Annotated in this window: 24 protein-coding genes and 1 tRNA gene; 11 read left to right on the forward strand and 14 right to left on the reverse strand. The window is 59.7% G+C overall.

Annotation, left to right across the window (positions count from 1 at the left end; translation table 11 throughout):
• Positions 1-380: 380 nt before the first annotated feature.
• The 5 genes from ACR3FE_RS02645 to ACR3FE_RS02665 form a co-directional block, all read right to left on the reverse strand.
• Positions 381-2,219, reverse strand: coding sequence for an FAD-binding protein (locus tag ACR3FE_RS02645; RefSeq protein WP_458205214.1), 1,839 nt, complete (start codon positions 2,217-2,219; stop codon positions 381-383).
• A 16-nt stretch (positions 2,220-2,235) separates the two neighbouring features.
• Complete coding sequence (locus tag ACR3FE_RS02650) at positions 2,236-3,102, reverse strand: succinate dehydrogenase/fumarate reductase iron-sulfur subunit (RefSeq protein WP_458205216.1); 867 nt, start codon at positions 3,100-3,102, stop codon at positions 2,236-2,238.
• On the reverse strand, positions 3,103-3,468 hold the full coding sequence (locus ACR3FE_RS02655; protein WP_458205218.1) for a succinate dehydrogenase hydrophobic membrane anchor subunit: 366 nt from the start codon (positions 3,466-3,468) through the stop codon (positions 3,103-3,105).
• Positions 3,469-3,861, reverse strand: coding sequence for a succinate dehydrogenase, cytochrome b556 subunit (sdhC, locus tag ACR3FE_RS02660; protein WP_458205220.1), 393 nt, complete (start codon positions 3,859-3,861; stop codon positions 3,469-3,471).
• A gap of 108 nt (positions 3,862-3,969) precedes the next feature.
• The gene (locus tag ACR3FE_RS02665; RefSeq protein WP_458205222.1) at positions 3,970-5,046 is read right to left on the reverse strand and encodes a succinylglutamate desuccinylase/aspartoacylase family protein; all 1,077 of its coding nucleotides are present in this window, start codon (positions 5,044-5,046) and stop codon (positions 3,970-3,972) included.
• 134 nt (positions 5,047-5,180) lie between these two features.
• Here ACR3FE_RS02665 and ACR3FE_RS02670 point away from each other — a divergent pair, with 134 nt between their 5' ends.
• From ACR3FE_RS02670 to ACR3FE_RS02680, 3 genes are all read left to right on the forward strand, one after another.
• Positions 5,181-6,539, forward strand: a complete 1,359-nt coding sequence (locus ACR3FE_RS02670; RefSeq protein ID WP_458205223.1) for an ATP-grasp domain-containing protein — start codon at positions 5,181-5,183, stop codon at positions 6,537-6,539.
• 61 nt (positions 6,540-6,600) lie between these two features.
• Entirely contained in the window at positions 6,601-7,188 is a 588-nt protein-coding gene (locus ACR3FE_RS02675; RefSeq protein WP_458205225.1) for a DNA-3-methyladenine glycosylase family protein, read from the forward strand.
• A gap of 94 nt (positions 7,189-7,282) precedes the next feature.
• On the forward strand, positions 7,283-7,417 hold the full coding sequence (locus tag ACR3FE_RS02680; protein WP_458205227.1) for a hypothetical protein: 135 nt from the start codon (positions 7,283-7,285) through the stop codon (positions 7,415-7,417).
• Positions 7,418-7,424: 7 nt separating this feature from the next.
• Here ACR3FE_RS02680 and ACR3FE_RS02685 read toward each other — a convergent pair whose 3' ends face one another.
• Both ACR3FE_RS02685 and ACR3FE_RS02690 read right to left on the reverse strand, forming a co-directional pair.
• Positions 7,425-7,784 (reverse strand): DUF7344 domain-containing protein, encoded by a 360-nt coding sequence (locus ACR3FE_RS02685; RefSeq protein ID WP_458205229.1) that lies wholly within the window; start codon positions 7,782-7,784, stop codon positions 7,425-7,427.
• Between the two features lie 69 nt (positions 7,785-7,853).
• A complete protein-coding gene (locus tag ACR3FE_RS02690) occupies positions 7,854-9,008 on the reverse strand; it encodes an acyl-CoA dehydrogenase family protein (protein WP_458205230.1) in 1,155 nt (384 codons plus the stop codon).
• Between the two features lie 115 nt (positions 9,009-9,123).
• Between ACR3FE_RS02690 and ACR3FE_RS02695 the strand changes: the two genes are divergently transcribed.
• The 4 genes from ACR3FE_RS02695 (at position 9,124) to ACR3FE_RS02710 (ending at position 13,143) form a co-directional block, all read left to right on the forward strand.
• The gene (locus ACR3FE_RS02695) at positions 9,124-11,088 is read left to right on the forward strand and encodes a 3-hydroxyacyl-CoA dehydrogenase/enoyl-CoA hydratase family protein (RefSeq protein ID WP_458205232.1); all 1,965 of its coding nucleotides are present in this window, start codon (positions 9,124-9,126) and stop codon (positions 11,086-11,088) included.
• Between the two features lie 127 nt (positions 11,089-11,215).
• Positions 11,216-11,290 (forward strand) — tRNA-Glu (locus ACR3FE_RS02700).
• Between the two features lie 236 nt (positions 11,291-11,526).
• A complete protein-coding gene (locus ACR3FE_RS02705) occupies positions 11,527-11,700 on the forward strand; it encodes a hypothetical protein (protein ID WP_458205234.1) in 174 nt (57 codons plus the stop codon).
• A gap of 231 nt (positions 11,701-11,931) precedes the next feature.
• Positions 11,932-13,143, forward strand: a complete 1,212-nt coding sequence (locus ACR3FE_RS02710; protein ID WP_458205236.1) for a DUF7504 family protein — start codon at positions 11,932-11,934, stop codon at positions 13,141-13,143.
• Between the two features lie 17 nt (positions 13,144-13,160).
• Here the strand turns inward: ACR3FE_RS02710 and ACR3FE_RS02715 are convergent, their stop codons facing one another.
• From ACR3FE_RS02715 to ACR3FE_RS02730, 4 genes are read right to left on the reverse strand one after another with little or no spacing between them, the layout of a single operon-like run.
• A complete protein-coding gene (locus ACR3FE_RS02715; RefSeq protein WP_458205238.1) occupies positions 13,161-15,143 on the reverse strand; it encodes a SpoVR family protein in 1,983 nt (660 codons plus the stop codon).
• Positions 15,140-16,447 carry a YeaH/YhbH family protein gene (locus ACR3FE_RS02720; protein ID WP_458205240.1) on the reverse strand — a complete coding sequence of 436 codons (1,308 nt, stop codon included), beginning with the start codon at positions 16,445-16,447 and terminating at the stop codon, positions 15,140-15,142. Before ACR3FE_RS02720 ends, ACR3FE_RS02715 begins: the two co-directional genes overlap by 4 nt.
• A complete protein-coding gene (locus ACR3FE_RS02725) occupies positions 16,438-18,723 on the reverse strand; it encodes a PrkA family serine protein kinase (RefSeq protein ID WP_458205242.1) in 2,286 nt (761 codons plus the stop codon). Before ACR3FE_RS02725 ends, ACR3FE_RS02720 begins: the two co-directional genes overlap by 10 nt.
• A gap of 3 nt (positions 18,724-18,726) precedes the next feature.
• A complete protein-coding gene (locus ACR3FE_RS02730) occupies positions 18,727-20,799 on the reverse strand; it encodes a PrkA family serine protein kinase (protein WP_458205243.1) in 2,073 nt (690 codons plus the stop codon).
• A gap of 536 nt (positions 20,800-21,335) precedes the next feature.
• Here ACR3FE_RS02730 and ACR3FE_RS02735 point away from each other — a divergent pair.
• The gene (locus ACR3FE_RS02735; RefSeq protein ID WP_458205245.1) at positions 21,336-21,722 is read left to right on the forward strand and encodes a DUF5820 family protein; all 387 of its coding nucleotides are present in this window, start codon (positions 21,336-21,338) and stop codon (positions 21,720-21,722) included.
• Positions 21,723-21,747: 25 nt separating this feature from the next.
• Positions 21,748-22,197: a UPF0179 family protein gene (locus tag ACR3FE_RS02740; protein WP_458205246.1), complete on the forward strand. Its 450-nt coding sequence runs from the start codon at positions 21,748-21,750 to the stop codon at positions 22,195-22,197.
• Between the two features lie 20 nt (positions 22,198-22,217).
• Here ACR3FE_RS02740 and ACR3FE_RS02745 read toward each other — a convergent pair whose 3' ends face one another.
• On the reverse strand, positions 22,218-23,024 hold the full coding sequence (locus ACR3FE_RS02745; RefSeq protein WP_458205248.1) for a M14 family metallopeptidase: 807 nt from the start codon (positions 23,022-23,024) through the stop codon (positions 22,218-22,220).
• Positions 23,025-23,262: 238 nt separating this feature from the next.
• On the opposite strand from ACR3FE_RS02745, the gene ACR3FE_RS02750 reads away from it, so the two are divergent.
• Together ACR3FE_RS02750 and ACR3FE_RS02755 are read left to right on the forward strand one after the other, a co-directional pair.
• A complete protein-coding gene (locus ACR3FE_RS02750) occupies positions 23,263-23,736 on the forward strand; it encodes a DUF7344 domain-containing protein (RefSeq protein ID WP_458205249.1) in 474 nt (157 codons plus the stop codon).
• The gene (locus ACR3FE_RS02755) at positions 23,720-24,052 is read left to right on the forward strand and encodes a HalOD1 output domain-containing protein (RefSeq protein ID WP_458205251.1); all 333 of its coding nucleotides are present in this window, start codon (positions 23,720-23,722) and stop codon (positions 24,050-24,052) included. Before ACR3FE_RS02750 ends, ACR3FE_RS02755 begins: the two co-directional genes overlap by 17 nt.
• A 47-nt stretch (positions 24,053-24,099) precedes the next feature.
• On the opposite strand, the gene ACR3FE_RS02760 is transcribed toward ACR3FE_RS02755, so the two are convergent.
• Both ACR3FE_RS02760 and ACR3FE_RS02765 read right to left on the reverse strand, forming a co-directional pair.
• A complete protein-coding gene (locus ACR3FE_RS02760) occupies positions 24,100-24,588 on the reverse strand; it encodes a DUF309 domain-containing protein (protein ID WP_458205252.1) in 489 nt (162 codons plus the stop codon).
• Positions 24,589-24,758: 170 nt separating this feature from the next.
• Positions 24,759-25,076 carry a DUF7116 family protein gene (locus ACR3FE_RS02765; RefSeq protein WP_458205253.1) on the reverse strand — a complete coding sequence of 106 codons (318 nt, stop codon included), beginning with the start codon at positions 25,074-25,076 and terminating at the stop codon, positions 24,759-24,761.
• Between the last annotated feature and the right edge of the window lie 88 nt (positions 25,077-25,164).

A 25,164-nucleotide genomic window follows, 5' to 3' on the forward strand; every position in this document is an offset into this window, starting at 1 on the left:
ATCGGGTCGGCACACCATTTTCGCAAAGAAGCTAGTTCCCACGACGTGATGAAACCTGGTTCTAACGCTACGATTGCTGCTGCTTGAGCAAAGCCACGAACGACTGATCGAATGAGGGCGTGGCTTTGACCAAGCAGTGGCAACGAACTCATCACTACCAAAATCGAACCTCGTTGCGTAGAAGACGGAGAATCATGTAACAACAGCGAATTCGACGCTACCAGCATCCATCGCACCGCGACCGAGCGTGCGTAGACCTTTTATATATAGTACATTTCAGTACATTTCAGTACAAAACAGTGCTTCCGGCTCGGTATCCATCTTCGTTGGCTCGCCACTCCGACCGACAGAGGAGTGAAAGGCAGAAGAAAAGGCTGTCGTCAGTAGCTTCGGATCTTCGGCTCGTACTCTTTCTCCTCACCTTCGAGGATGACGGGCTTGTACCAGAGTTCTGGCGTCCCGTCGTTCCACGAGAGGAGCGTGTGCTTGAGCCACTTCTCGTCTTTCCGTTCCTGATGGGCCTCGCGCCAGTGGGCACCACGGAACTCGTCACGCGCCAATGCGCCGAGCGTGATGGCCTCGGCGAGGTCGATGAGGTGGCGCATCTCGATGGTCTGGATGAGGTCGGTGTTGTACGTCCGCGAGGGGTCGTTGACGTACACGTCCTGATACTCCTCTCGCACGTCGCGGATGTCTTGGAGCGCCAGCTTGAGGCCCTCTTCGTTCCGGAAGACGTTGACGTTCTGCGTCATCGACTTCTGGAGCTTTTCGCGCAGTTCGGCCTGCTGGATCCCCTCGTCCTTCTCGATGAGGTATTCGACGCGACTGCGTTCGGCTTCCAGCGCCGATTCGACGGTCTGTGTCGGGTCGGCGAGCGTGGCTCCCGATCCATCCGCCACGGCGTCCTCGTCCGTCGCTTCGACGGCACCGGGTTCGACGGGGGTTTCGACCTCGCCGACCTCGGTATCCTCGGTCTTGCCGGTCGTGATCTCGGCAGTACCGAGGTCTTTGCCTGCGGCGTGGCGGCCCGCGCGCGCACCGAAGACGATGAGTTCTGGCAGGGCGTTCCCACCGAGGCGGTTCGCGCCGTGAACCGAGACGCAAGCACACTCGCCTGCGGCGTACAGTCCCGAGATGCAGGTTTCGCCGTTCTCGTCCGTCTCGACGCCACCCATCGCGTAGTGCTGGCCGGGCTTGACCGGCATGGGTTCTTCGAGCGCGTTGACGCCCTCGAAGTCCTCCGCGAGGTGGAGGATATTCTCGAGGCGGTCGATGATACGCTCCTCTCCGAGGTGGCGCATGTCGAGGTGGACGTACTCGTCGTTGACGCCGCGTCCCTCGTTCACCTCGGTCAGTTCGGCACGGGCGACCACGTCACGGGACGCGAGTTCACCGACGTTGTTGGCGTACCCGTGCTCGAACATGAACCGCTCGCCTTCGTCGTTGTAGAGGATACCACCTTCACCGCGCACACCCTCCGAAATCAGCACGCCGGTCGAGGGGAGCGTCGTCGGGTGGAACTGGATGAACTCCATGTCCTCCAGCGGAACACCGGCGCGGTAGGCCATCGCCGCACCATCGCCCGTGTTCGCTACCGCGTTCGTCGTGTGGTCGTACACCTGTCCGAGGCCGCCGGTCGTCAGGATGACGCCGTCGCGGGCGACGAAGCCCTCGACGTTGCCGGAGCGGATGTCGTAGGCGATGACGCCGTGGCACTTGCGTTCTTCGGGGTCGTCTTCGTTCGTGACGGCGAGTCGGCTGACATACCACTCGTCGTACACCTGGATACCTCGTTTGACCACCTGCTCGTACATCGTGTGGAGCAAGTGGTGACCAGTCTCCGCTCCGGCGTAGGTCGTTCGCGGGAACGACAGCCCACCGAACGGTCGCTGGGACACTCGGCCATCGTCCTCGCGCGAGAACGCCATCCCCCAGTGTTCGAGTTGGATCGTCTCTTTCGGGCTATCCTGACAGAGCGTCTCGATCGCGGGAGCGTCACCGAGGTAGTCCGACCCCTTCATCGTGTCGTAGGCGTGAGACTCCCACGAGTCGCCCTCGCGGAGCGCCGCGTTGATGCCACCTTCTGCCGCGCCGGTGTGGCTTCGGACGGGATGAAGCTTCGTGACGAGGGCGACGTCCGCACCCTCCTCGTGGGCCGCGATGGCCGCACGAAGTCCCGCACCGCCAGCACCGACGACGATTACGTCGTGTTCGTGCATTGTCTGTGAGTTTGGCTTACCAGAACTTGAGGTTGTTCTTCACCGCTTCACGCTTGAGCTCCTGGATGTGCTCGGTCAGCGGGATGTCTTTCGGACAGACGTTCGTACAGGAGAACTGGGTCTGGCAGCGCCAGACGCCGTGTTCCTGGTCGAGGATACTGAACCGGTGTTCGGTCATCTCCTCGCCTTCGCGTTCGTCCATGGCGAACCTGTACGCCTTGTTCAGCGCCGCCGGGCCGAGATACTCGTTGTCGCCCGCCGCGATGTTGCACGAAGACATGCACGCGCCACACCAGATGCAGCGCGTGGACATCTTGACCTTCTCTCGGTTCTCGCGGGACTGGCGCTGTTCTTCCAGTTCGTCGTTCGGCGTGTCCTCGGTCTGGAAGTACGGCTCCACCGAGTGCATCTGGTCGTAGAAGTGCTCCATGTCCACGACGAGGTCTTTGACGACTTCGGCGTGCGGGAGCGGTTCGACGCGAACCGGCTCGTCCATCTCGGAGAGTTGGGTCTTACAACCGAGTCGCTGTCGTCCGTTGATGAACAGCGCGTCACTGCCACAGATCGCCTGGCGACACGAGTGGCGGAAGGTGAGCGTCGTGTCGAAGCGGTCGCGCGCGAGCATCAGTGCGTCGAGGACGGTCATCCCCTTCGTGAAGGGGACGTGGAAATCGTCGAACCGAGGTTCCATCTTCCCCTCGACCTCGGGGTCGTAGCGGAACACCTTGAGGTGGATCGTCCTCTCGTCCGTTTCGGTGGACTCCTGCGCCCCGGCGGACTGTTGCTGTCGAGCTCGCTTCTCGGCTCGTCTGCGGTCGCCGGGGGTCTCGGTTCGCTCCGATTCGGTTTCGGCTTCGGTCTCTTCGGATACTTGCGTACTCATTTAGATCATTCCGTTCATGACGAGTGCGACGTAGGTTCCCTGTCCCGCGAGCAACACGCCAGCGACGACGAGCACCCACTTCACGGCAGTCTTCTGCCCGCCGGAGAGCCCCTGATTGACGAGGGCGGCATAGACGCCGTTCACGCCGTGGAACGTCGCCGTCACGAGGAACAGCACCATCGTGAGGAAGTAGCCCCACTGTTGCATGCGTGCCTGCGTCCCCGCGAACTCGATCTCGGCGGGGTGGTTGACGAAGTGAAGCAAGAAGAAGTGGAACGCCAGCACCACGACGAGGAACGCCGCCGTGACGCGCTGGAGAAACCACGTGAGGCTCCCGCTCTGGAACGAGGAGTATCGTTCCGCCATCTAGAACGCCCCCTCCATGAACGTCGGAACGCTCGCCAGAACGATGATAGCAGTCACCACGAGCGAAGCGTAGAAACTCTTGTCCTGCGATTCGAGTCCCATGCCCAGGTCGACGAAGAGGAGTCTGACGCCGTTCAAGATGTGAAAGACAGCCACGGCGAGCAGACCGACCTCACCGACGCGAACGATGAGGAGTTCTTCGAGGCCCTGAATCGTGGCAGTGTATGTCCCGGCACCGGCTGTGGCAGTACTCAGGACGGCAATATGTGTGAACAGATAGCCGATGAGTACCCACCCGGTGAATTTGTGGAAGATCCAGGCCCACATCCCGGCCGTGAACTCGCGCCACCGGCCGAAGTCCTCGATGAGGCCTCGGTTGTACGATTGACTCATACCAGTCGGATGGTCGGTACCGGGGACAAATAGAAGTTACTACCTGCCGCTGGTCTGGCGCGAACGTGATATATACCCGAGAAATGGCGTCGGACGCATCGAACGTCGTTACTGTTCTATCGACTCCGGCGTCCCGACGTAGCCCGGCGGTTGCACATCTCCTTCGGCTTCCGCCCGCGACCGATCGCGCTTCAGTGCCCGTCGCGTGTCGGCGTTCAGCCCGACGATATGACAGATGGGATTGCCGGGATACACCACCGGATTTTCGAGGACGCCGACGAGCAACCCGGTGAAAGGTGCTTCCACACACTCGCTCTCCGTCTTGAACGGGTTCGTGATGGTGCAGATAGGGGTTCCCTCGTAGACGAGCGACCCACGGTCGTAGTGCATCTCCACCAGTCCGCCCGCGTCCGCGCGGAGCCACGTCTTCTCTTTCTCGTCGTCGATGACCGTCCGCCAACCGGGCCACTTCACCGGGTCGTCGGGATGGAGGTTGTACTCCGCGAAGACGCTCATCACGCCTTCGAGCGCCTGGTCGATGAAGTGGCGCTGGAATCGGTGGGCTTCGCCCATCTCGATGGTGATGGTCGGCGTCTCGGCTTCGCTCGCTTCACGGCGAAGGGTTCCGGATGGTCCGGTCGAGGAGATGATGACGTTCGACCCGAACGCGCGGGCGAGACGCGCGACATCGGGGTCGTCCATGTCCGCACGGACGTGGAGCATGTTCGTTCGCCCGCGCGTGGACGTGTGGAAGTCGATGCCCATGTCACAGGGTTCGATGAAGTTGCGGTAGATCTGGACCGCCATCCGTTTCGCGCTCGTCGAATCCTCCCGTCCGGGGAACGAGCGGTTCAGGTCGCGGTCGTAGATCGGAAGATATCGTTGCTGGGCGAGAAACCCAGGGACGTTCAGGACGGGGAGACAGACGATCGTTCCGCGAAGGTCGTCGTGGTTCCAGTCGTGGGCCACCTCGCGGACGACTTCGATGCCGTTGAGTTCGTCACCGTGGGCCGCAGCGGAGAGAAAGATCATCGGGCCAGGATGCTCGCCGTTGATGATCGTCACGGGGATGCGTACCGGGTCACCCAGATACGTCTCGCTGATACCGTATCGGATGTTCTGCGTTTCACCCGGCTCGACGATACCGCCGTTGTACGTGAACGCGTCCGACTCAGGGCCGGTCATGTGAACCACTCGGAGGTCACCCTATAAAAACATGCTACTACACATGTCCACCAGCAAAATTGATCAGAGGGGTTTCATTCCCGCGTTAGTCCACTGGAAACGTTTTAAGACAGAACAGACGAAACGTAGAATACATGGCTGTAGATGGCTCACCTGTTCGTGTCGGTGTACTCAGTCTCCACAACAGTAAAGAGACGAAGGCGATCTGTAACGCGGTTCAAGATCTGGGCCACGAACCGGAATGGCTTCGTGACGAGAACACGGCGGTCGATATCCGAGATGGCAACGTCGTACTCGAACCCGATATCGACGTCGTCGCAAATCGACTTCTCCTTTCGAATACGGAACAACCCTCAGAAGCGCTCGGTCTCGCTAATATCTACGATTCTCTCGTCCCTGTTCTCAATCGACCGTGCTCCGTGATGACTGCGATACACAAGTTCTCGACGGCGAGCGCGCTCGCCGACGCCGGAATCCCGATTCCGGATGCACTTCTCGCGCTCGACAATAACCGTCTGAACGACGGTCGCGCACAGTTCGGTGACGAGGCAGTCTACAAGACCGCCATCGGAACCCACGGTGGCGGGACGTGGAAAGTCGGAGCAGACGAGATGGTCAACCCGCGTGTCGGTGAGCGACAGGCGTTCCTGCAGGAACTCATCGAGCGCGACGACGAGCGCCACCGCGACCTCCGCGTCTACGTCGTCGGCGACCGGATCGTTGGTGCGATGAACCGGTACGCGCCCGAGAACGACTGGCGGACGAACGTCGCACTCGGCGGCGATGTCGAGGATATGTCCGAAACGCTGCCCGACGAAGCGGCCGAGATCGCTCGTCGGGCGACCGATGTCGTCGGTCTCGACTACTCCGGTGTCGACCTCATCCAGGGCCACGACGGCTGGTACGTGCTCGAAGTGAACCCGACAGCAGGGTTCAAGGGGCTATACAAAGCGACAGGGCGAAGCGCGGCCCCGTATATCGCACAAGTCGCTATCGAGAAGGCAGGTGGCGAGGTCGACCGCGACCGCGTCGAGGAACTCTCCGCGACGCTGGACGATTCGGTTCCGGACTGCAAGCCGACCAGCACCAGTCCCGATCCGACCGACCCGGTCGTCATCGGCTACACGGAGCAAGTGCTGGTGAGTGGGACGAGCGGCTCCGAAACGGTTCTCGCCAAATCCGATACGGGAGCGACCCGGTCGAGCATCGACACGAAACTCGCGGCACAGATCGGTGCTGGCCCGATCAAGAGCATGACGCGCGTGAAATCCGGGAGCCGGAAATCCAGCAAATCCCGCCCCGTGGTGGACGTGGTCATCGGCGTCGGCGGCAACCGCCACACCGTCACTGCGAGCATCGAGGATAGGGGTCACATGGACTACCCCGTCCTGCTCGGACGTGACATCCTCGAAAATTACCAGGTAGACGTTCGTCGCCGGGTGGACAGGGACGACGACGAGCGAGAGGAAGAGGAAGAAGAGCTCGAAGGATAACGCCTTTTCTCGTTCGGCTTCCTACTCGTGGTCGAACGGCGACCTTTCGCCACCAGTACCAATGAACGACGACGCACTATCTACACTCCGAGACGATCCCGTGATGGCGAGGCTCATCGACAAGCACGAGCCGTACTCCGAATCGAACTGGTCGGAGTACGAACGACTCTGTATCTCCATCATCAACCAACAGCTCTCGACGGCGAGTGCGCTCGCCGTCAAGGAACGAGTGTTCGACCTCCTCGGAGACGTGACACCCGAAACCGTGCTGGCCGCCGACGAAGACGCGCTTCGAGACGCCGGGCTCTCACGCACGAAAGTCGAGTACGTCAGAAACGCGGCACGCGCCTTCCAACGCAACGATTTCACGAAAGAGGGCCTGGCCGACCACTCGAACGACGAGATCGTCGAACTGCTGACCGAGATCAAAGGAATCGGCGACTGGACTGCTCGGATGTACCTCCTGTTCGTCCTCGAGCAGGAGGATATCCTGCCACTCGGTGATCTCGCGGTTCGTCGCGGTATCGAGCAGTTGTACGGAAACGGTGATGAGCTGACGCGCGACGAGATGCGCGAGATCGCAGAAGCGTGGCGACCCTACCGCTCGGTCGCCACGCGATACATCTGGGCGGAGTACGAGTCCGATTGAGGAACGAGTCGGACTGAGGAACGAAACCGACGAAAAGCGCACGAACTGGCGACCGACTGGAACAGAAACTATCTCTCCTCACGGCGGGTGAACGGTGCGCTCTCCGCGCTCGATACGAGACGTACTGGCGTGGGATTTCGACCGAGTGATTCCAGGACACGGTGGTATCGTCGAAACCGGCGGGAAGACCGCAGTGATCGATGGATTCGAGTGGCTCCTCGGGGACTGAGCGACGGTTATCGTTCGAAATCGGCGGCGAGGTCGAGGTACGGTTCTATCGAAGAGACAGACTGGGAGAGGCGTATCTCGTCGTCGTCGCGCTCGATGACACCGAGTGCTTTCATCTTCGGCAGGTGTTTGTGACGAAACTCGGTTCGGATTCGCTTGTAATCGTTCTCGGTCGTCCGTCCTTCCTCGATCGCGATCCGGTCGACCAGCTCGTCGAATTCCACAGATCCCCCTCGTGCCCGGAGATGGTACAGCATTTGACGCCGCCGCCGGTCTGCCAGCAACTCCATCGTCGCGTCGAGTCGGTCTGACCCGTTGCCGTTCGCTCGCAACCCCACTTTCGGCGTGTCTGACGAGTCAGCGCACATCGACTTCACAAAAGTCAGATACAAAGAAAAGAGCGGCGCCTAAGCAATTAGGCAACTGGTGGGAAGCGGTTAGAATCCCTTCCCGAGCAGTTCGCGGGCGATGATGTTCTTCTGTATCTCTGTGGTCCCTTCGTAGATCTGCGTGATCTTCGCGTCGCGGTAGAAGCGTTCGACGTCGAAGTCGTTGACGTAGCCCGATCCGCCGTGGATCTGGACGGCTTCGTCGGCCACTTCGACAGCCACGCGAGAGGAGAACTCCTTCGCCATCGACGCGAGTTGGGTCAACTGGTCGTCCGTGTTCGTCACGCTCCACGCCGACTTGTAGGTGAGGTTACGTGCGGCTTCCGTCTTCGTGTGCATGTCGGCCAGCTTGTGCTGGATGGCCTGGAAGTCGCTGATGGAGCGACCGAACTGTTCGCGCTCCTGTGCGTACTCCAGAGCTTGCTCGCAGGCACCCTTGGCGATACCGACACCCTGTGCGGCGACCGCGGTTCGGGTCTCGTCGAAGAACTGCATGAGCTGGAGGAAGCCCATGCCGCGCGTGCCGACGAGGTTCTCTTCGGGGACGCGCACGTCGTCGAAGATGAGTTCGGCGGTGTCCGAGGCACGGATACCGAGCTTGCCGGTGATCTTGTCCGCCTCGAAGCCGTCGCGGTCGGATTCGACGATGATCTGGGAGAACCCGGAGTAGCGGTCTTCGGCTTCGGGGTCGGTCTTGCACATCACGACGAAGAAGTCACCGACCGACCCGTTCGTGATCCACATCTTGTTTCCGTTGATGACCCACTCGTCGCCATCCTTCTCGGCGGAGGTGGAGACCGACGAGACGTCGGAGCCGGTGTCGGGTTCGCTGATGGCGGTTCCCATGATGGCCTCGCCCTCCGCGACCGGGGTGAGGTACTTCTCTTTCTGTTCTTCCGTCCCGAACTCACGGATGGCGTCAGCACCGAAGGCGGTGCTCGTGACACAGAGGCCGATACCGGCGTCCACGGCGAATAACTCTTCGATGATGATGGCGACTTCGAGCGGGGAGTAGCCAGCACCGCCGTACTCGATAGGGATGTTCGCGCCGGTCAGCCCCATCTCTGCGGCTTTGTCGATGATCTCCCAGGGATACTTCTCCTCCTGGTCGTACTCTTTGGCGATGGGCTGGATCTCGTTTTCTGCGAACCGGCGCACTTCGTCACGAACGGCTTTCTGCTCGTCTGTCAGTTCGAAGTCCATGACAAGGCATTACGGGGCCATCAATAAATCGTTTTGTAACCGGCTATAAACTCGTAGCTAGTTTATTATCTCAAATAGAGAAACCTTGAAACGCCCTCGTGTTGACCATTCGAGCATGGAGATAGAAGACATCAACACCATTGCAGTTCTCGGCGCAGGAAACATGGGCCACGGAATCGCGGAAGTCGCGGCGCTCGCAGGCTACGACGTGAATCTCCGTGACATCAAAGACGAGTTCGTCCAGAATGGCTACGACCAGATCGAGTGGAGCCTCGACAAGCTCGCGGAGAAAGACCAGCTTACCGAAGCGGAGGCGGATGCGGCGCTGGATCGTGTCACGCCACTCGTCGATTTCGAGGAGGCAGTCTCGGACGCCGACTTCGTCATCGAGGCCGTCCCGGAGAAGATGGACATCAAGAAGGACGTGTACGGCGAACTGGAGGAGTACGCACCCGCCCGCGCGGTCTTCGCCACCAACACGTCCAGTCTCTCGATCACGGAACTCTCGGAGGTCACGAACCGCCCCGATCGATTCTGTGGGATGCACTTTTTCAACCCGCCCGTTCGGATGCAACTCGTCGAAGTCATCACGGGCGCGTACACGAACGAGACCGTACTCGACCTGACCGAGCAGTTGGCCGAGGAGATGGGGAAGACGCCTGTCCGCGTTCGCAAAGATAGCCCCGGTTTCATCGTCAACCGCGTGCTCGTTCCCCTGATGAACGAGGCAGCCTGGATGGTCGAATCCGGTGACGCGACTATCGAAGAGGTCGACAGCGCCACGAAGTTCGAAATCGGTCTCCCGATGGGGAGTTTCGAACTCGCCGACCAGGTGGGTATCGATGTGGGCTATCACGTCCTCGAATACATGCACGAGGTGCTTGGTGACGCCTACGAACCCTGCCCACTGCTGGAGCAGAAGGTCGAGGAAGGCGATCTCGGCAAGAAGACCGGCAAGGGCTTCTACGACTACGAAGACGGCGGTGCCGACATCCCGACCGGCGCTGGAAACGAAGCTATCGTCCATCGCCTCCAGGCGTTGATGGCGAACGAAGTGGCGAAACTCGTCGGCAACGACGTCGCGCCCGCGAGCGAGATCGACGAAGCGGTCATGCTCGGGGCTGGCTTCCCCGAAGGCCCGGCCCGGATGGCCGACGACGCAGGACTCGACACGCTGCTCGAAACGCTCGAAGAACTGCACGAGGAGACTGGTGCAGAACGCTACGAGCCAGCCGACTATCTCGAAGAGCGTGCCGGTGTCGGATTCTACGAGCAGGACGACGAGGAAGCGGTCGAGTTCGAGACCATCCGGATCGAGAAACCGGGCGACATGATCGGGAACATCGTCATCGACCGCCCACACCGCATGAACACCATCAGCAGTCAACTGCTGGACGAACTCTCCGTCGCCATCGACGAGATGGTCGAAGACGACGACGTTCGCGCCATCCTCATCACTGGCGAGGGTGAAAAAGCGTTCTCCGCCGGTGCCGACGTACAGAGTATGGCCGCAGGCGGTGCCGACCCGCTCAACGCGGTCGATCTCTCGCGCAAGGGCCAGGAGACGTTCGGCAAACTCGAATCCTGTCCGATGCCGGTCGTCGCCGGAATCGACGGCTACTGCCTCGGCGGTGGGATGGAACTGGCAACCTGCGCCGACTTCCGGATCGCCAGCGAACGTTCCGAACTCGGTCAACCCGAACACGACCTCGGACTCCTGCCGGGATGGGGTGGCACACAGCGCCTCCAGCACATCGTCGGCGAGGGGCGTGCGAAGGAGATCATCTTCACCGCAGACCGATTCGACCCCGAGACGATGGCCGACTACGGCTTCATCAACGAGGTCGTCTCGAACGAGGAGTTCGAAGACCGCGCGTTCGAACTCGCCGCCGACCTCGCTGCCGGGCCGCCGATCGCCCAGAAACTGACGAAGCGCGCGATGCTGAAAGGCTGGGAGGACACGGACGCCGGTCTCGAGATCGAAGCGCAGGCGTTCGGCCACCTGATGAGTACGGACGACCTGATGGAGGGCATCACGGCCTTCATGGGCAAGCGCGACCCCGAATTCGAAGGGAAGTAACCACCGGGGCTGTGGCATCCCCGTACGGGGTGCCACCAATTGACGCGGAATCCGGGCGCTGTCGCCCGATAACGGAAGGTTTAAACTAGTCCCGAAGAAACGAATTGATGCGCACCAAGCGCGGTACGCTCGGTTGGTGTAGTCCGGCCAATCATCTTGGCCTTTCGAGCCGAGGACAGGGGTTCAAATCCCCTACCGAGCATTTTGGCGATGGAAAATTTGGCGAGCATGGCGTAACATACTCCGCGAACGACGATGCCGTGAACGACCCAGGGGTTTCTGGCCATCGTACAAACGAACCGGCATTAGATTCAGTACAAAACGAAGAACCATCTATGATGTTCGAATCGCCGGTAAGAAACGCTATTTAGTCACTGTCGTCACAATAGCCGATGTAGCTACAAATCCATAACCCCGGCTATTTCCAACAGGATTCACATGAGCACGGACGAAGAGATATTGGGGACCACGACGATCGCTCAGCGGTGGCGCATCAGCCTCATCAAAGACGTGCGCGAAGCATTCGCAGATAAGGGCGTCGAGTTCGAAGAAGGTGACATCGTCGTGTTCAAAGAGCGTGATGGGGAGATCGTCATCGAGTCCGGAGGGTAACACCCATTGGACTCCACAGAGTTACATCGAAAATATCATCTTCTAGCAAGAACAAACAACCCCTATAAAGGTTGAAAACTGTACAAGGAACGCTTCAATCGAGTGTTGCGCCCAGAACAGTTCAACTATCCGAGTGGGTATCTTTATTATTATGGAACGCTTTTTCTTGATACGTCTGACGATAGCTTCCCTGGGAGACGGTGGGAAATTATTAACAGATTATAAAAAGGCATGAAGGATGTAGCCGATTCGCCCCAGCCCTCTACGATCGATCTTCTTTTCACCGGAGCTATCGGTACAAACGACGCAGCCGATTGCGTCGACCGATTGACGACCGGCAGTCCCGAAGACGAGAACGTCCTGGTAGTCACCTACGAGCAGTCTCCCGAAGAGTTGCTCCAGCATTGGAACTCCCTGATCGGTGAGGAGCCTGCCGAGTTCGGAATCATCACGGTCGAAACCGACTCAGGATTACGGCAGGGAACCCACGGATTGCAACCGACCGACAACCAGAACGTCGTGGCGCTCTCCCGACCCGACGCACTCGGTCGGCTCGAGACCGCGATCTACCTCTTCCTGGACGAGTGGGCAACGGACGACCGGAAGACGATATTCTGTTTCAACTCCGTTACCACGTTACTCCACTACGTCGACCGAACCGTCACCTTTCGATTTCTTCGTTCGCTCACCGACTATTTTCGGTCGATCGGCGTAATCGCCCACTTCCACCTCGACGAAGAGGCGTACGGCGAAGCGACGATCGCCATGCTACGGTCGGTGTTCGATACGACCGTGGGCGCCTCGACGCAGCCCGACCCACCCATCTCACCGGACGTGCTTTCGAGCCTCATCGAGTCCCGGCGGCGGCGGTTCGTCTGCCGGTACCTCGCCGAAGTGGCCGACACCGCGGACGTGTCGTCGGTTGCCGACCAGATCGCCGAGTGGGAGACGACTGGTTCGGCGAGCGAAGATTCACGAGAACGAGTGCACATCACCCTTCACCACGTCCATCTGCCGAAACTGGTCGACGTCGGCGTCATCGAACTCGATGGTGACACCATCTCTGCGACCGTGAGCGAAGACGAACTGGAGCGGTACGTCCGACTCGCCGGAGATGACGACACACCACCTGCGGCGAAACCGCTCATCTCGGATGCGCAGAATCTCATGACACATACGTCGGTAGATACGGAAGACGAAGCGTACTGGACGGTGTACGGCACGGCCCGCGATTCGGTCGTCGTGACGCTGGCGCGGGCGCTCGGAGCTGTCCTCGACGTTCCACCGACGGAATTACGGCCCGTACTCTCCGAGGTCATCAACGTCGACGCACTCCAGCGGCTCACGGTACGCGAAGCAGTCTCCGTCTATGCGAGCTTCGAGTACAACGGATACGATGTCCTCGTCGATGGTGGCGAGATAAAAGTGTACGTGTCGAGCTAGCCACTCGTCAGACTTCGTCAGGCCAGCCATTCGTCAGGCTTCGTGTTGTAATCGACTTCCGTCGCCGCGATGTCTTCGACCTCACTCCACGGGAGGTCTTCCATCTCGAACTCGTCGCCGTCGTAGCGCAGGAGTTTTCCTTTCTCTTCGGGCTCTGGTTCGCGGTCGCGTCGCCGAGCGATCTCGGCGTCACGCTCGTCGACATCTTTGACGATGGTCTTCAAGTTCACCGGGCGACCCCAGAGTTCGTAGATGCGCTCCAGCGTCCGTGTCGCCTGCGGGATGTCGAGCATGACACCGTTGTAGTGGTGGCCGAGCAGCAGTTCGTTCCGGTTCTTGTAGTTGCCGTCGTATACCGCGATCGTCGGCTTACCGAAGTTGGTGAACTGGAGCATCAACTTCTTTTTCACGTCCTCGTACTGCGTGCTCGTCACCCGGTAATCACCAGTCGTCTGGCTGAACTCGTAAGTGAAGTAGTTGTTGTCGGTGACGAACTCCTTCGTCAGGAACCCATCCAGGAACGTCACGTCGTTGTGGCTCTCCCGAACTTCGTACATCCGGTTCCACCCGGAGGCGTAGTCGACCTCGGCGATGGCTTCTTCGACGCTCTCGTAGCGTTCATCGTCCATCATATACCGAGCGTACTGCTCTAAGTCGGACTGTGGAATGGCTTCGAGGAACTCCCGGTTCTGAAGTTTACACAGCGAGAAGTGTCGCTCTGCCAGCCCCTCGTACGAGAGCACCTTCCACGGATGTGCATCCACGTCGATCTCGCCAGCTTTCGCGCGCTCTATCCCCTCTTCGTCGATCTTCGCCGGGTCGAGCGATTCGAGGTCGGCGAGCATCTCCAAGTCCACGGCGTCGAGTACCGGGTTGGGTTCGAGCAGTTCTTGCACCTGATCGAAATCCACCACGTCGTGGAAGTTCCGCCACGTGATTCCTTTCACGCGCAGGAGCTTTCGAACGACTTCCCGGCGGTTCTCGGTGTTCTCGATGTACTCCCACAACTGCTTGCCGAGTTTGTACGGATTCAGCCCAGGTGAGCCGAGCACGCGGGCCTGGTGATCTGCGTACTCGATGAACTCGTCTGCGCCCGCGAAGGACTCTTCGCCCATCATCATCGACTCCCAGTAGGCCGCCCATCCTTCGTTCATCACCTTCGTCGTCTTCTGGGCGGCGAAGTAGTACGACTCAGTCCGGAGCATCTCCAGCACCTCTTTCTGCCAGTCTTCCATCTCGACGGCTTTGCCCTCCTCCGGATCGTAGGCCCGCCCGTGTTCGAGGAAGTACGCGAGCAGGTCTTTCTCGGGTTCTTCGAGCTTTCCAGCACGTTTTTCGCGCTGTTCTTCCAGCCACTCCTCGTCGAACACTTCGTCGCGCACTTCGTCGCTGAGGTTCATCTCGGCGAGTTGGTCGCCGAGTTCGTCCGTCTCCGTCTCTTCGTCGTCCTTCTTGTGCTGGAGTTTGAACGCCTGGTGCTGGTCGATGTTGTCCTGGAGACAAAGCACGTTGTCGATCCACTTTTCGACAGCTTCGCGGTCGATCTCCGAATCGGCCATGATCGACCGGACTCGATCCGAGTGGCGCTCCAGGAGGGCTGCTGCGTCGAGTTCGTCCGCGAACATCCGATACCAGCGGTTGTTGGCGAAGAAATCGGAGTGAGCTTCGACGTGCGTGATGACCGCCTTCTGGTCGGCGAGGCTGTTCGTCTCCTGTAAGAAGGCGTGCGCAGGGTCGTCGTTGATGACGATCTCGAACGCCTTGCCGCCGGTGTACTGGCCTTGTTTTTGCTGCCGGTCGTACTTCATCCCCCATCGCCAGTGTGGGTATCGCTCCTGGAACCCGTCGTAGGCGATGAGTTCGTTCATCTCGTCGTAGTCGACGATCCAGTACTTGACGGAATACGGGTCGAGACCGAGTTTCTGTGCGAGTTTTCGCGCTTCCACCACCGGCTCTTGCACCCGTTCTGCCTCGCGCTGGGTTTCGATACGTTCGTTCATGACTCCTCCGTGCTCAATATCTCGTAGATCGCGTTCGTCACGTCTTCCGGGCCGTTGACGTAACTGACCGCGATGTTGTTCGCGTCGGCAAAATGTCGTTCCACCTCTTCGGCGTGGGTCGCGTTGATGGCCTTCCCTTCGGGCTGAGTCTCCACGTAGGCGTGAAGGTTCGCCGGTATCGAGTCCATCAGCGGGATGACGTTCTCCTCGGTATCGTTCCGACTGTTCTCGCTGTCACCTGCCGCGAACACGTACCGGTTCCAATCCGTCCACGGGTACTCCTCTTCCAGAATGTGCTGGGCGAGTTCGTAGGCCGACGATATCTTCGTTCCGCCACCCGACCGGATGCCGAAGAACTCGTCGCGTTCGACCCGCCACGCCTCCGCGTCGTGGGCGATGTAGACGAACTCGGCGTTGTCGTACTTCCCCGTGAGATACCAGTCGAGAGGCGTGAAGGTGCGCTCGACCAGTTCGCGTTTCTTCTCGCGCATCGACCCGGACACGTCGCGGATGTTGACGACGACCACGTTCTTCTCACGCTCCTCGATGATCTCGGGGTAGCGGTAGCGTTCGTCCTCCCTGCGGAAGGGGATGTGCCGAATCCCTTCCTCCCGGATCTTCTGGGCCGTGCTCGTCGGCGTCACCTCGCGCTCCATCTCCTCGATGCTCTCCCACTTCGTGCGCTCGTCCTGCGACAGCGCATCGTAGTTCTCTTCGACCCAGTGTTTCGAGACCGTGAGGCTGTTCTCTCGCGCCCACTGGAACACCTCGTCCGGTCCCCAGTCTTCGACCCCCATCGCCTCGCGGACGTAGTCGGGGTCGAAGTCCATCGCTAGCTTGCGTTTCAGCCCCTCTTTGAACATCCGCTCGAAGTCAAGGGTGCTGTCGGGACCGGTCTTCGTTACGTCGGTGAAATCGCCCTCGATCTCCTCGATGACCTCCTTCCCTTTCGGTTCGAGTTCGAGTCCGAGTTCGTCGTCCAACTCCTCTGCGAACTCCTCGGGATCCATCTCGTAGTAATCGTGCTCGCCCGACTCGTCGCCGGGTTCGCCTTCCTCGCCATCGTCGCCGGGTTGTGGTTGGGGCTGACCGACCGGGTCGCCGACGTCCGGGTTCCCCTGTCCGACGCCACCTCTATCGCGGCGGTCGTACTGGAACTCCGGGAGATCGACGATCTTGATGGGGATGTGGATCTCGTCGGGGAGACTCTGTCCGAGGTCGCCGTATTGGATGAACTCAGAGAGGTCTTCCCTGCGCTCTTCGCCGACTTCACGGTACCGTTCGAGGTCGTCTCTCAGTCCCATTTGTAGCTCACCTGGTTCATGACGTGTTGGCTGGTCAGTTCGGCCGAGGCGGGCGAGTAACCGAACAGCTCCTGGAGATTCTGTATCGTCTTCTCCTTGACCTCGGCCGTCTCGGTGTTCGTCGGCGGATTCTCCCAATGTCCAGGCTCGAAGTCCTCGTATACCCGGCGTACGTCGTCCCAGTCGTTGTTCGCCAGCACGGTCTTGATGACCGGCACCTCCTTCGGTTCGATGTCGCCAACCTCGAAGTCGTCGTTCCGGCTCTCCCAGGCGTGGCGATTTAGCGCGGTGATGACCTTGTTCCGGCGGAACTCCGCAACCGCAGGACTGGGTTCGTGGTTCACCTCGTAGGCCTCCGGGCCGAATCGACCGAGCTGTTCCGTCTCGAACACCTTCATCTTCAGTGCGTCCGGTTCGACGCGCTCGCCACGGTCGTTCTCGACCACTTCTCCGGTCGCCCACGCGTAGACGTGCTCGATGTACTCCCCGACCGTCTCTTCGTCCACCCGTCGGTCACGCATGATCGCGTCGAGGACGTCGCTTTCCTGTTGCTGGAAGACGTGATTTTTCACCGGCACGAGACGGTTCTCGTACTCGGTGCGCTCCGCCGCCGAGAACACCGGCGCGTCACCGATGCTTTCCGCCATCGCGTTGAGGACATCGCGTGGCATGATGACCTGCTCGACGGCGTACTCGGGATGGTGGCGGTCACGCACGTCGTTCAGCAATCCAGCGATGATGTCGCGGGTGTAGGTGACCGGAATGCCGCCCGACCCGTCTGCTGCATCGTCGTTGAAGTCGAAATCGTCCTTGTCGATCCGTTCGTCGCCGTCCAGCAGGTAGCCCCGGTCGAACAGGATGGCTTTGTCCACGAGGTCGAGTCCGGAGGGGAGATCACTTCCGTCCAGGCGCGAGACGACACTGTAGAGTGCCGCCGCCTCGATGGCGTGTGGCGCGATTTCGCGTTCCTGCACGGAATCTTCGTCTCTCACCGTAACGGGAATCGGTTCTCTGATGCGGGCTTCAAGTTCGTCATACACGTCCGCTTGCCAGACCTCCGTCTCGTTGGTGAGTTCACGCCGGATGAGTTCAGCCTCCAGACTGATGTTCGTCAGGTAACCGAACTCACGGCGGTCGAGTCGGCGTTTGAGCGCGCGAAGGGGGTCAGCACCCTCCGCTTCGGCGTGCTGGTTCAACTGGGCTTCGAGGTCGGGATTCGAGATGATGAGCAACTGTGTGTCGATATCCATCTGGATACCCTTGTCCAGTTTTACCGACTTCTCGTCGGGAACGTTGAGCAGTTTCTGGAGGAGGTCTGCGTGCTGGGCAGCGTCCTCCACGATGGTGAGCAGTCCGTTTCCCTGCGAGAGCACGCCATCGTAGCTGAACGCCTGCGGATTCTTGCGGCCACGGGAGTCCAGTTCCTGCAACATCCCTTGCATCCAACTGCCGACGAGCCGTTGTTTCGGTCGACCGCTGTCTTCCGAGTGGAGGACGCCGATACCGTCGCCGATATCCACGACGTAGTTTTTCACCCGGAGGTGTGCAGCGTCGGTGATGGCCGTGAACAGTTCCTCTTCGCCGTTGCGTCGGTACTGTTCTTCCAGATAGTTGTACGCCTCTCGACTGAACGGGTCGAGTTTGCCATCGACCTGGATGTCGATGTGGTCGTCGAGTCTGGCATTCAGTTCTTCGAGCAGTTCCTCGCGCACCGTCGGCGGAAACACGAGTAACGGATGTGACTGCACCGGACTCGCGTACCAGTTCTCCTCGTTCGACGCGACTGCTTCGTCACCGTAGGTGAGACCGGAGGGTTCGGACGCGGTGGCGATGTTCCACTCGATGGTGTAGCGTCGTCCCTGGGGCGTCTTCGAGTATTCGCGGAGTCCGTTGACGAGACATCGCTTGAGTTCGGACTTCCCGGTCGCCGTCGGCCCGGCGAACCAGATTATCTTCTCCTCTTTGCCGCGACGGGCCGCGATGGAACGCAAATCGTCCACGAATGCGTTCAACACCTCGGTGTTCCCGAGGATGGCGTGTTCGCCATCGTTGTGCGGGTCGTCGAAGAAGCGGTAGCGTTCCTTTTCGTCACCCTCCTCGACGACCGTTCGGGTGCCCATCGATTCGATGGCTTCGAGGAGATACTTGCTCGCGTGCGAGGCGATGGTCGGGTTCTCGAACGCGGCGTCTACGTACTCCGCGAGGCTCATCGGCTCTTCGTAGGTCTCTCGGAGTTCGTGGTCGGCGTCGGCGATGTAGTCGATGCCTTCGGACACTGGTTACTCCTCCATTTCGGCGCGGGCGACCTCGGCTCCGGCGAACTCGAGCACCTCCTTCGCACCGTCGCGCGAGTAACCCTGTTCCATCAGTGCGTCTATCCAGGCGTTCTGCTCGTCGTTGTCCATCTCGTTGGCCGACACCAACGCCGAGAAGTTGATGTTGTGCTTCTTGTCCTCCCACAGCTTGCGCTCAAGCGCACGGCGCAGACGGTCGTTGTCCTGGGGGTTGAACGGCGACCCTTCGCGGGCACGCCGTGACACCCAGTTCGACACCTCCTGCCGGAAGTCGTCTTTCCGGTCGCGGGGGACTTCGAGCTTCTCCTCGACAGCGCGGAGGAAACTCTCGTCGGGTTCCTGCTCGCGCCCCGTCAACTCGTCTTCGACGGTGGCGTCATCGATGTAGGCCATCACGTGATCCATGTACTTCTCGCCCTGTCGCTGGATCTCGTCGATGTCGTAGGCCAGTGCGTGGCGCACGTCCTCGATGGCTCGCTCGCGGTACTCACCGCGGACGGCTTCGAGGTAGCGGTAGTACGTCTCGAAGTTCTCCTCCGGGATGGAGCCGTGATTTTCGAGGTTCTCTTCGAAGTGGTTGAACACCGAGAGCGGACTGAGGAAGCCGCGACTTCGGTGGGTGGAGTTCATGATCGCCTCGGCGATCTCGTCGCCGATGAACCGAGCCGAGACGCCTTCCATCCCTTCACCGATGTCGGCTTTACCTTCGGCCTCTTCGCGGAGTTTCTTCACGTCGACGTCGTCGCTGTCCTCGGTCTCGCCGTTGTATGCTTTCGCCTTCTGGAGGAGATCGACCATCTCGGTGTCCGGTTCCTCGATGCGCGTCAGCACGCCGAACAACCCGGCCATCTCCAGGGTGTGCGGTTCGATGTGGACGTCTGGCACGTCGGCGTTCCGGAGCATCTTCCGGTAGATGTCGGCTTCCGACTCGTACTCCAAGACGTACGGGAAGTCGATGCGCTTGGTACGGTCGTTGAACGCCTCCATCTTCTCGTCGCCCTTCTTGTCCCGATATTCGGGCATGTTCGTCCGACCGACGATGACCTGGTCGATGTCGATACGCGGGTTGTTCTTCGGCTTGATGGTCTGTTCCTGCGTGGCGTGCAGGAAGTCGTAGAGGAACTCCCGCTGGAGTTTGAGCAGTTCCTCCCCACTGAATATACCCCGGTTGGCGTTACAGAACGCACCGGAGTAATCGAACGCTCGCGGGTCGGACTCGCCGTAGATGGCGATCTTCGAGTAGTTGACGTCGCCCGTGAGCTCGGTTTCGTCCTGGTTCTTCTTGTCCTTCGGCTCGAACGTCTCGATGGACTGTCGCTTGTTCTCGTTTGCGACGAGACGGACGATCTCGATGTGGTTTTCGAGCACTTCCTGGATGTCGTCGTCGTAGTACGCCAACAACGAGTCCATGTAGAACTCGCTGGCCGGGTCGAGGGCCTGCTCGTTCTTGATGGTGTACGGAGCGTCGAGTCGCTCGTTGATGTCGTCGATGACCGTCTGGCGCTGTTCGACCGGGAGCAAGACCAGCGGGTCCTGGTTCATCGGTGACCGAACCACGTCGTCTGCCGGATCCTGGTCTTTGATCACGTCACAGAGGTTCGTCCACCGGAAGGTGTACATCCGACCCTCGTCGCGAAGGGTGTAGTCTTCGAAGTACTTTCGAACCTGTCGGTCGAAGTCGGATTTCCCCGACCCGACGGGGCCGAGTAATAGTTTGATGCGTTTTTCGGGGCCGAGCCCACGCGCACCGCTTTTCACCTTGTTCACGAACTCGTGCATCGCGCGGTGAATCTCACGTCCGTAGAACGTGTTCTCCCCGTCGTGGAGGGGATCTTCGGACGCGAGTCGGTACTCGACGACACCCGAGTCCTCGTCGTACTCGGTGCCGTAGTAGTCGAACATATCGGCGACGCGCTGGTGTGCATTCCGGGCGATCTTCGGATCGTCGTATACCTCCTGAAGATACCACTCGAACGACTTCGTTTCGCGGAGGTCTTCAGGCATCGATTCCTGGTAGCTTCGGCTGAGGTCTTCCAGCGTTTCAATGTCACCTTTCATTGTATCACTTGTTGGTTGGGATTACCGGATAGACCGAGGGGGAGAGAGACCAACCGGGCGGTCAAATTCCGGCGGGAATACGTAGTAGGGGTACACCCACTAAGTTGTATCGGTCGGAACGATGGGATGGCTCTCACGAGGGGTTGTCCGGGCGACGACTGTCGCGCCCGAGTGGACTGCTGTATCTGTCGGGGAATCATGTGCGTGCCATCCACCACTCTACCCGAAGGCCAGTCGGCGCGTTCCAACGAATCTTCCTCGTGGCCAGAGTGTGGTTCGAGACCATGTACCGTGTGGGCAACTACCACCCGATACTGTTTAATAGATGGGATGAGGAGATATATAACTGTTGCCCAACCACAAGACTCTTTTGATTTAGATTAAGAACAGTAAATTTGAGAACATACGACCTGCGACGCCTGAAAGCCCAGAATACGTTAAGTGGTGAAAACTTCAATAGTCCACCTTTTATATACTAGCGCCCGGTTTCGACCCGACAAACAAACCTTACCCTCGTGCATCCGCAACCTTCGCGTATGTCCTTCGAAGAACTGCCAGAGTCCTGGGTCGTCTGGAACGACGAACCCGACGGTCGGTGCATCCTCGCGTATCGCCCGGACGTGTTCGACACGAAGCAGTATCCGCCCGAGTGTCTGCCCACCATCTATCTGACACAGGGGACACCGAACCGCCCGCCACAAGAGCGTCGGGCGACCGACTCGTGGTATCTCAAGTTCTACCTCGAACCGGACGTGACCCTCTCGAAGACGCCACGATTCACCACGCGCGATGAAGCGCTCGACGCCGCCATCGAACTCGCCACCGAGTTCGCGCAGGGGGAGGTCGCGTATCGTGAGTCCTACCAGATTCCTCGGGAGGAGTATCTCGACCGATTGGACGAATTGACGGGGCGAGAGGCTTAACCGACCCCCCACCCTACGCCCGACCATGTCTACTATCACGCTTATCGGAACCCGTCTCGCCGAAGCCGGTCAGGAGTTCGTCTATCGCGGCGAGGCCACTGCTTGCGAGGGCTGTCCCTACCGGAACCAGTGTCTCAACCTCTCAGAGGGGGTCAAATATCGCGTCATCGACGTTCGAGAAGGTGCACAGACACTTCCATGTGGCGTCCACGACGATGGCGTCACCGCGGTCGAAGTCGAGCCGACGAGCGTCCGCGCCAACGTCCCCGCGAAGAACGCCTACGCCGGAAGCAAGGCGAAACTCGAAGGGCCGTGTCCGCACACCGATTGTCCGAGCCACGAATTCTGCGAACCCGCCGGAGCCGAATTCGGTGAGGAGTATCGAATCGGAAAGATCGTCGGTGAGCCGCCACACGATTACTGTATGCTCGACCGGGATCTGACCCTCGTGGAGTTCGCACCCGAAAAAGAGTGATCAGGTATCGAGCACGGTGTTCAGTTGCCGAGCACACCGAGCTCTTCTGCGGTATAGCCAAAGATATCCTCGTAACCGTAGGCCGACATCAACACCGGGACGAACGCCTCCTCTGCGATCAGTTCCTCGCCGTCGGAGGTTGCGAACACCTCGCCCGCCTCGACGTGTCGGAAGTTCTCGACTAACACCTCGAACTCTGCACCACCGTTCTTCCGTACTGGCTGATCCATCCGGTAGACCGTCACCTCGTCGCGGTGACCCGCTTCGACCGGATTTTTCCCCTCCGGAAGCGGAAGCACGCCAGTCCCGGCGAGGAACCCACGGATGAGGTGGTAGCCGTTCTCCACCGCTTCCTCCGACCCCTGGAGTCCACACTCGACTTCGAGCGTGTGGGGATGCGAGATGAGTTTCCCTTTCGTGAACCGGTCCGTCTCGACCAGTTCCGAGACCGGAAGGTACGGACAGATGGACCGTGCGACGGCGTTCACCTTGTCCACGAGTGCGAACGGCTCGGGGTACGACTGCGTGGAGTGCAGAGAGAGCACGGTACAGTCACGGAGTTCGGCGAGTAGTTCGTGGGCCAGTCGGCGCTCGTAGGTTTCGGCATCCAGGTCACCGGGGAACACGCGATTCAAGTCTTCGTTCACGTATCGAACCCCGAGCTCCAGCGCACGTTCGTTCACGATCACGAACTTCACCGGGCGCTCCACGTCCGGGTCTTCGGCTAGCAGTCGTTCCATGGCACGTGGGCCACACGGTTCGTCGCCATGGATTCCTCCGACGACGGCGACTTCCGGTGTCCCCTTGCCTAACTGCTCGATGCGCATTTAATGGAAGGAAGTGGCGGAGCCTGAAAGCACTTTACACTCGTCTTCACCTAAGGCAACTACGTCGAAGATTTTCTCTGCTGGATGGTCGCAATCAGTTCGGGGAGCGACCACCATCATGTTCGCAGAGTTGTAATCTGATGAGGGTCGGCTTCGATGCCAATATAATATACGAAATTATTTGTTTGGTGAAAATCATAGTGCGAACATTGATGGAAGACCGGCCCAAAGAGACGCTATGACCGAGCGAGAATCAAACAGAGATGAGTCGCTATCGGAGGTTGTCTCCGATAGCGACTCTACACCGGCGGTTCGAACGGGAGTGCCGGAGATTCGACAAGGGGTATTGGAGTTAGAGCACGTATTCACGTCGCTCGCAGATTCACGACGGCGCTATCTACTCTACTCTCTTGGCTCGGAGAACGAATGGTCGCTCACCGAGGTCGCAACCAAGGTTGCCGCGTGGGAGATGGACATCCCCAAAGGAGAGGTTCCACAGGACGAGATCGAAAAAACGTACGCATCGCTCTATCACGTACACGTCCCGAAACTGGTCGACGAGAAGGTCATCGAATTCGACGAAGCGAACGAGACGATCCATCCCGGCGAGCACACCGAGCAGGTGGTTTCCGCACTGGCAGGCGTCGGGGCGAGTCTCGACGCCGATCAGGAAACCCACGCCCGGAGTGAGTTCGATGACGAAGGCAACTGACGGCGACGATACCGGCGTCAGTGAGGAGAGCGAATGGAACCTTGTTCAGCAAGCACAGTACGATCAAGACGGACGACACGACCTCACGACGACGATCATCTCCGCTATCGCCGACGCCGAAGGCGTCTCTCTGACCGAGGTAGATAAGCCAATCTTGTACGAGTGTGTCGACGTAACTGCACTCGAAGACGCATTCTTCGGGCCGTATGTCGAGGGGCACAGCCGCGATAGCGTCAGTACTGCGGAGTTCGAGTACGGTGACTACCGTGTCGTGATCAAGAGCGACGGCTGGATCTCGGTGTACGAGCGTTCGTAGTCCCCACCCTCTTGGTCGCCGCCGAGTAAGGAGATGAACCAGCGAAGCTACTCCAGCGTCTCGGCATAGACGTAATCTTCCTCTCGTGCCTCGGGATACGCTCCATCAAGCGGAATCTGCCAGCCGTGCAGAACCGTCGGGTCGTCCTGTGCGTTCGTCAGTTTCGTCCGTACGTCCGTCACGTCCACGCCGTAGAAATCTCGCGGAACGCCGTGGAGATACTGGAGCGCGGTCTGGAACAGCGACCGCATCCCGCCGTCGTCCTCGAAATCGAAGTGCTTGTACGCCCCCGCCGCGACCTGCACCATCCCGTGGAGGAAGGCGCTTTCGGTGGTCCCACTCCCGTAATTGTACCACTCATCTTCGAAGCAGTCGTGGCTCTCGTGGAACGCCCCGGAGTTGTAGAGACGCACACCGTGGCTCGTCGCCCGGCGCAAGGTGCCGTGTTCCCAGAGTTCTTTCTCGGGAAGCCACCCCGCCGGGGTCTGGTCGGCGGGTGGCGGGTCGGCAGTCGGGTCGCGCGTGTGGTCGTCCATCGTCTCGACCGGCCGTTGGTTCTCTCGTGGTTTGTGTCTTCGTACTCGATTCGATGGCTTCCAGATGAAAGTGCAACCGGGACTACCGAGAGAACGCGAAACGAGAACTAGTTCAGCACAGTCGATAAAAAACCGGGACGCTTCAGAGGGCCGAACCGTTCCGGCCGTACCTACACCGCAACTGTGCACGGAGGCGCTCGCGCGACCTCGTAGTCTCCGCCTTCTCGAACGGCGATGATCGCCCACTCGTACTCGGGATTGGATTCGCGCAACTCCCGTCTGAGCTGTGATGCATTCTCTGCCCACGTGACGAAACAGCGGAGTTCGCCTCGTTTCGGTGTGTCTGCAGAGTCGGTGAGCGCTGTAACTCGTACTTCCCGCCATTTCCGTCGAGCCCGGAACTCGTCGCCTTCGTCCAGCACTTCGTAGCCGAGACTGTCGAAAATCGATCTGGCCTCCTTGGCCGGTGGTGTGCTAACAGGGGCCATCCGCTTAGGGGTAGCACACACCGGATAATAAGTGTTCTTGCAAATATTGGGAGACGTAGTTAGAGATTCAGATTATAGAAATAAATCT

This window comes from Haladaptatus rarus, from assembly GCF_054177585.1.

Excerpts from the sequence above, each read along its gene's own strand:
- ACR3FE_RS02645 (WP_458205214.1), bottom strand. The coding sequence starts at position 2,219 with ATGCACGAACACGACGTAATCGTCGTCGGTGCTGGCGGTGCGGGACTT.
- ACR3FE_RS02650 (WP_458205216.1), bottom strand. The coding sequence starts at position 3,102 with ATGAGTACGCAAGTATCCGAAGAGACCGAAGCCGAAACCGAATCGGAG.
- ACR3FE_RS02655 (WP_458205218.1), bottom strand. The coding sequence starts at position 3,468 with ATGGCGGAACGATACTCCTCGTTCCAGAGCGGGAGCCTCACGTGGTTT.
- sdhC (WP_458205220.1), bottom strand. The coding sequence starts at position 3,861 with ATGAGTCAATCGTACAACCGAGGCCTCATCGAGGACTTCGGCCGGTGG.
- ACR3FE_RS02665 (WP_458205222.1), bottom strand. The coding sequence starts at position 5,046 with ATGACCGGCCCTGAGTCGGACGCGTTCACGTACAACGGCGGTATCGTC.
- ACR3FE_RS02670 (WP_458205223.1), top strand. The coding sequence starts at position 5,181 with ATGGCTGTAGATGGCTCACCTGTTCGTGTCGGTGTACTCAGTCTCCAC.
- ACR3FE_RS02675 (WP_458205225.1), top strand. The coding sequence starts at position 6,601 with ATGAACGACGACGCACTATCTACACTCCGAGACGATCCCGTGATGGCG.
- ACR3FE_RS02685 (WP_458205229.1), bottom strand. The coding sequence starts at position 7,784 with ATGTGCGCTGACTCGTCAGACACGCCGAAAGTGGGGTTGCGAGCGAAC.
- ACR3FE_RS02690 (WP_458205230.1), bottom strand. The coding sequence starts at position 9,008 with ATGGACTTCGAACTGACAGACGAGCAGAAAGCCGTTCGTGACGAAGTG.
- ACR3FE_RS02695 (WP_458205232.1), top strand. The coding sequence starts at position 9,124 with ATGGAGATAGAAGACATCAACACCATTGCAGTTCTCGGCGCAGGAAAC.
- ACR3FE_RS02705 (WP_458205234.1), top strand. The coding sequence starts at position 11,527 with ATGAGCACGGACGAAGAGATATTGGGGACCACGACGATCGCTCAGCGG.
- ACR3FE_RS02710 (WP_458205236.1), top strand. The coding sequence starts at position 11,932 with ATGAAGGATGTAGCCGATTCGCCCCAGCCCTCTACGATCGATCTTCTT.
- ACR3FE_RS02715 (WP_458205238.1), bottom strand. The coding sequence starts at position 15,143 with ATGAACGAACGTATCGAAACCCAGCGCGAGGCAGAACGGGTGCAAGAG.
- ACR3FE_RS02720 (WP_458205240.1), bottom strand. The coding sequence starts at position 16,447 with ATGGGACTGAGAGACGACCTCGAACGGTACCGTGAAGTCGGCGAAGAG.
- ACR3FE_RS02730 (WP_458205243.1), bottom strand. The coding sequence starts at position 20,799 with ATGAAAGGTGACATTGAAACGCTGGAAGACCTCAGCCGAAGCTACCAG.
- ACR3FE_RS02735 (WP_458205245.1), top strand. The coding sequence starts at position 21,336 with ATGTCCTTCGAAGAACTGCCAGAGTCCTGGGTCGTCTGGAACGACGAA.
- ACR3FE_RS02740 (WP_458205246.1), top strand. The coding sequence starts at position 21,748 with ATGTCTACTATCACGCTTATCGGAACCCGTCTCGCCGAAGCCGGTCAG.
- ACR3FE_RS02745 (WP_458205248.1), bottom strand. The coding sequence starts at position 23,024 with ATGCGCATCGAGCAGTTAGGCAAGGGGACACCGGAAGTCGCCGTCGTC.
- ACR3FE_RS02750 (WP_458205249.1), top strand. The coding sequence starts at position 23,263 with ATGACCGAGCGAGAATCAAACAGAGATGAGTCGCTATCGGAGGTTGTC.
- ACR3FE_RS02755 (WP_458205251.1), top strand. The coding sequence starts at position 23,720 with ATGACGAAGGCAACTGACGGCGACGATACCGGCGTCAGTGAGGAGAGC.
- ACR3FE_RS02760 (WP_458205252.1), bottom strand. The coding sequence starts at position 24,588 with ATGGACGACCACACGCGCGACCCGACTGCCGACCCGCCACCCGCCGAC.
- ACR3FE_RS02765 (WP_458205253.1), bottom strand. The coding sequence starts at position 25,076 with ATGGCCCCTGTTAGCACACCACCGGCCAAGGAGGCCAGATCGATTTTC.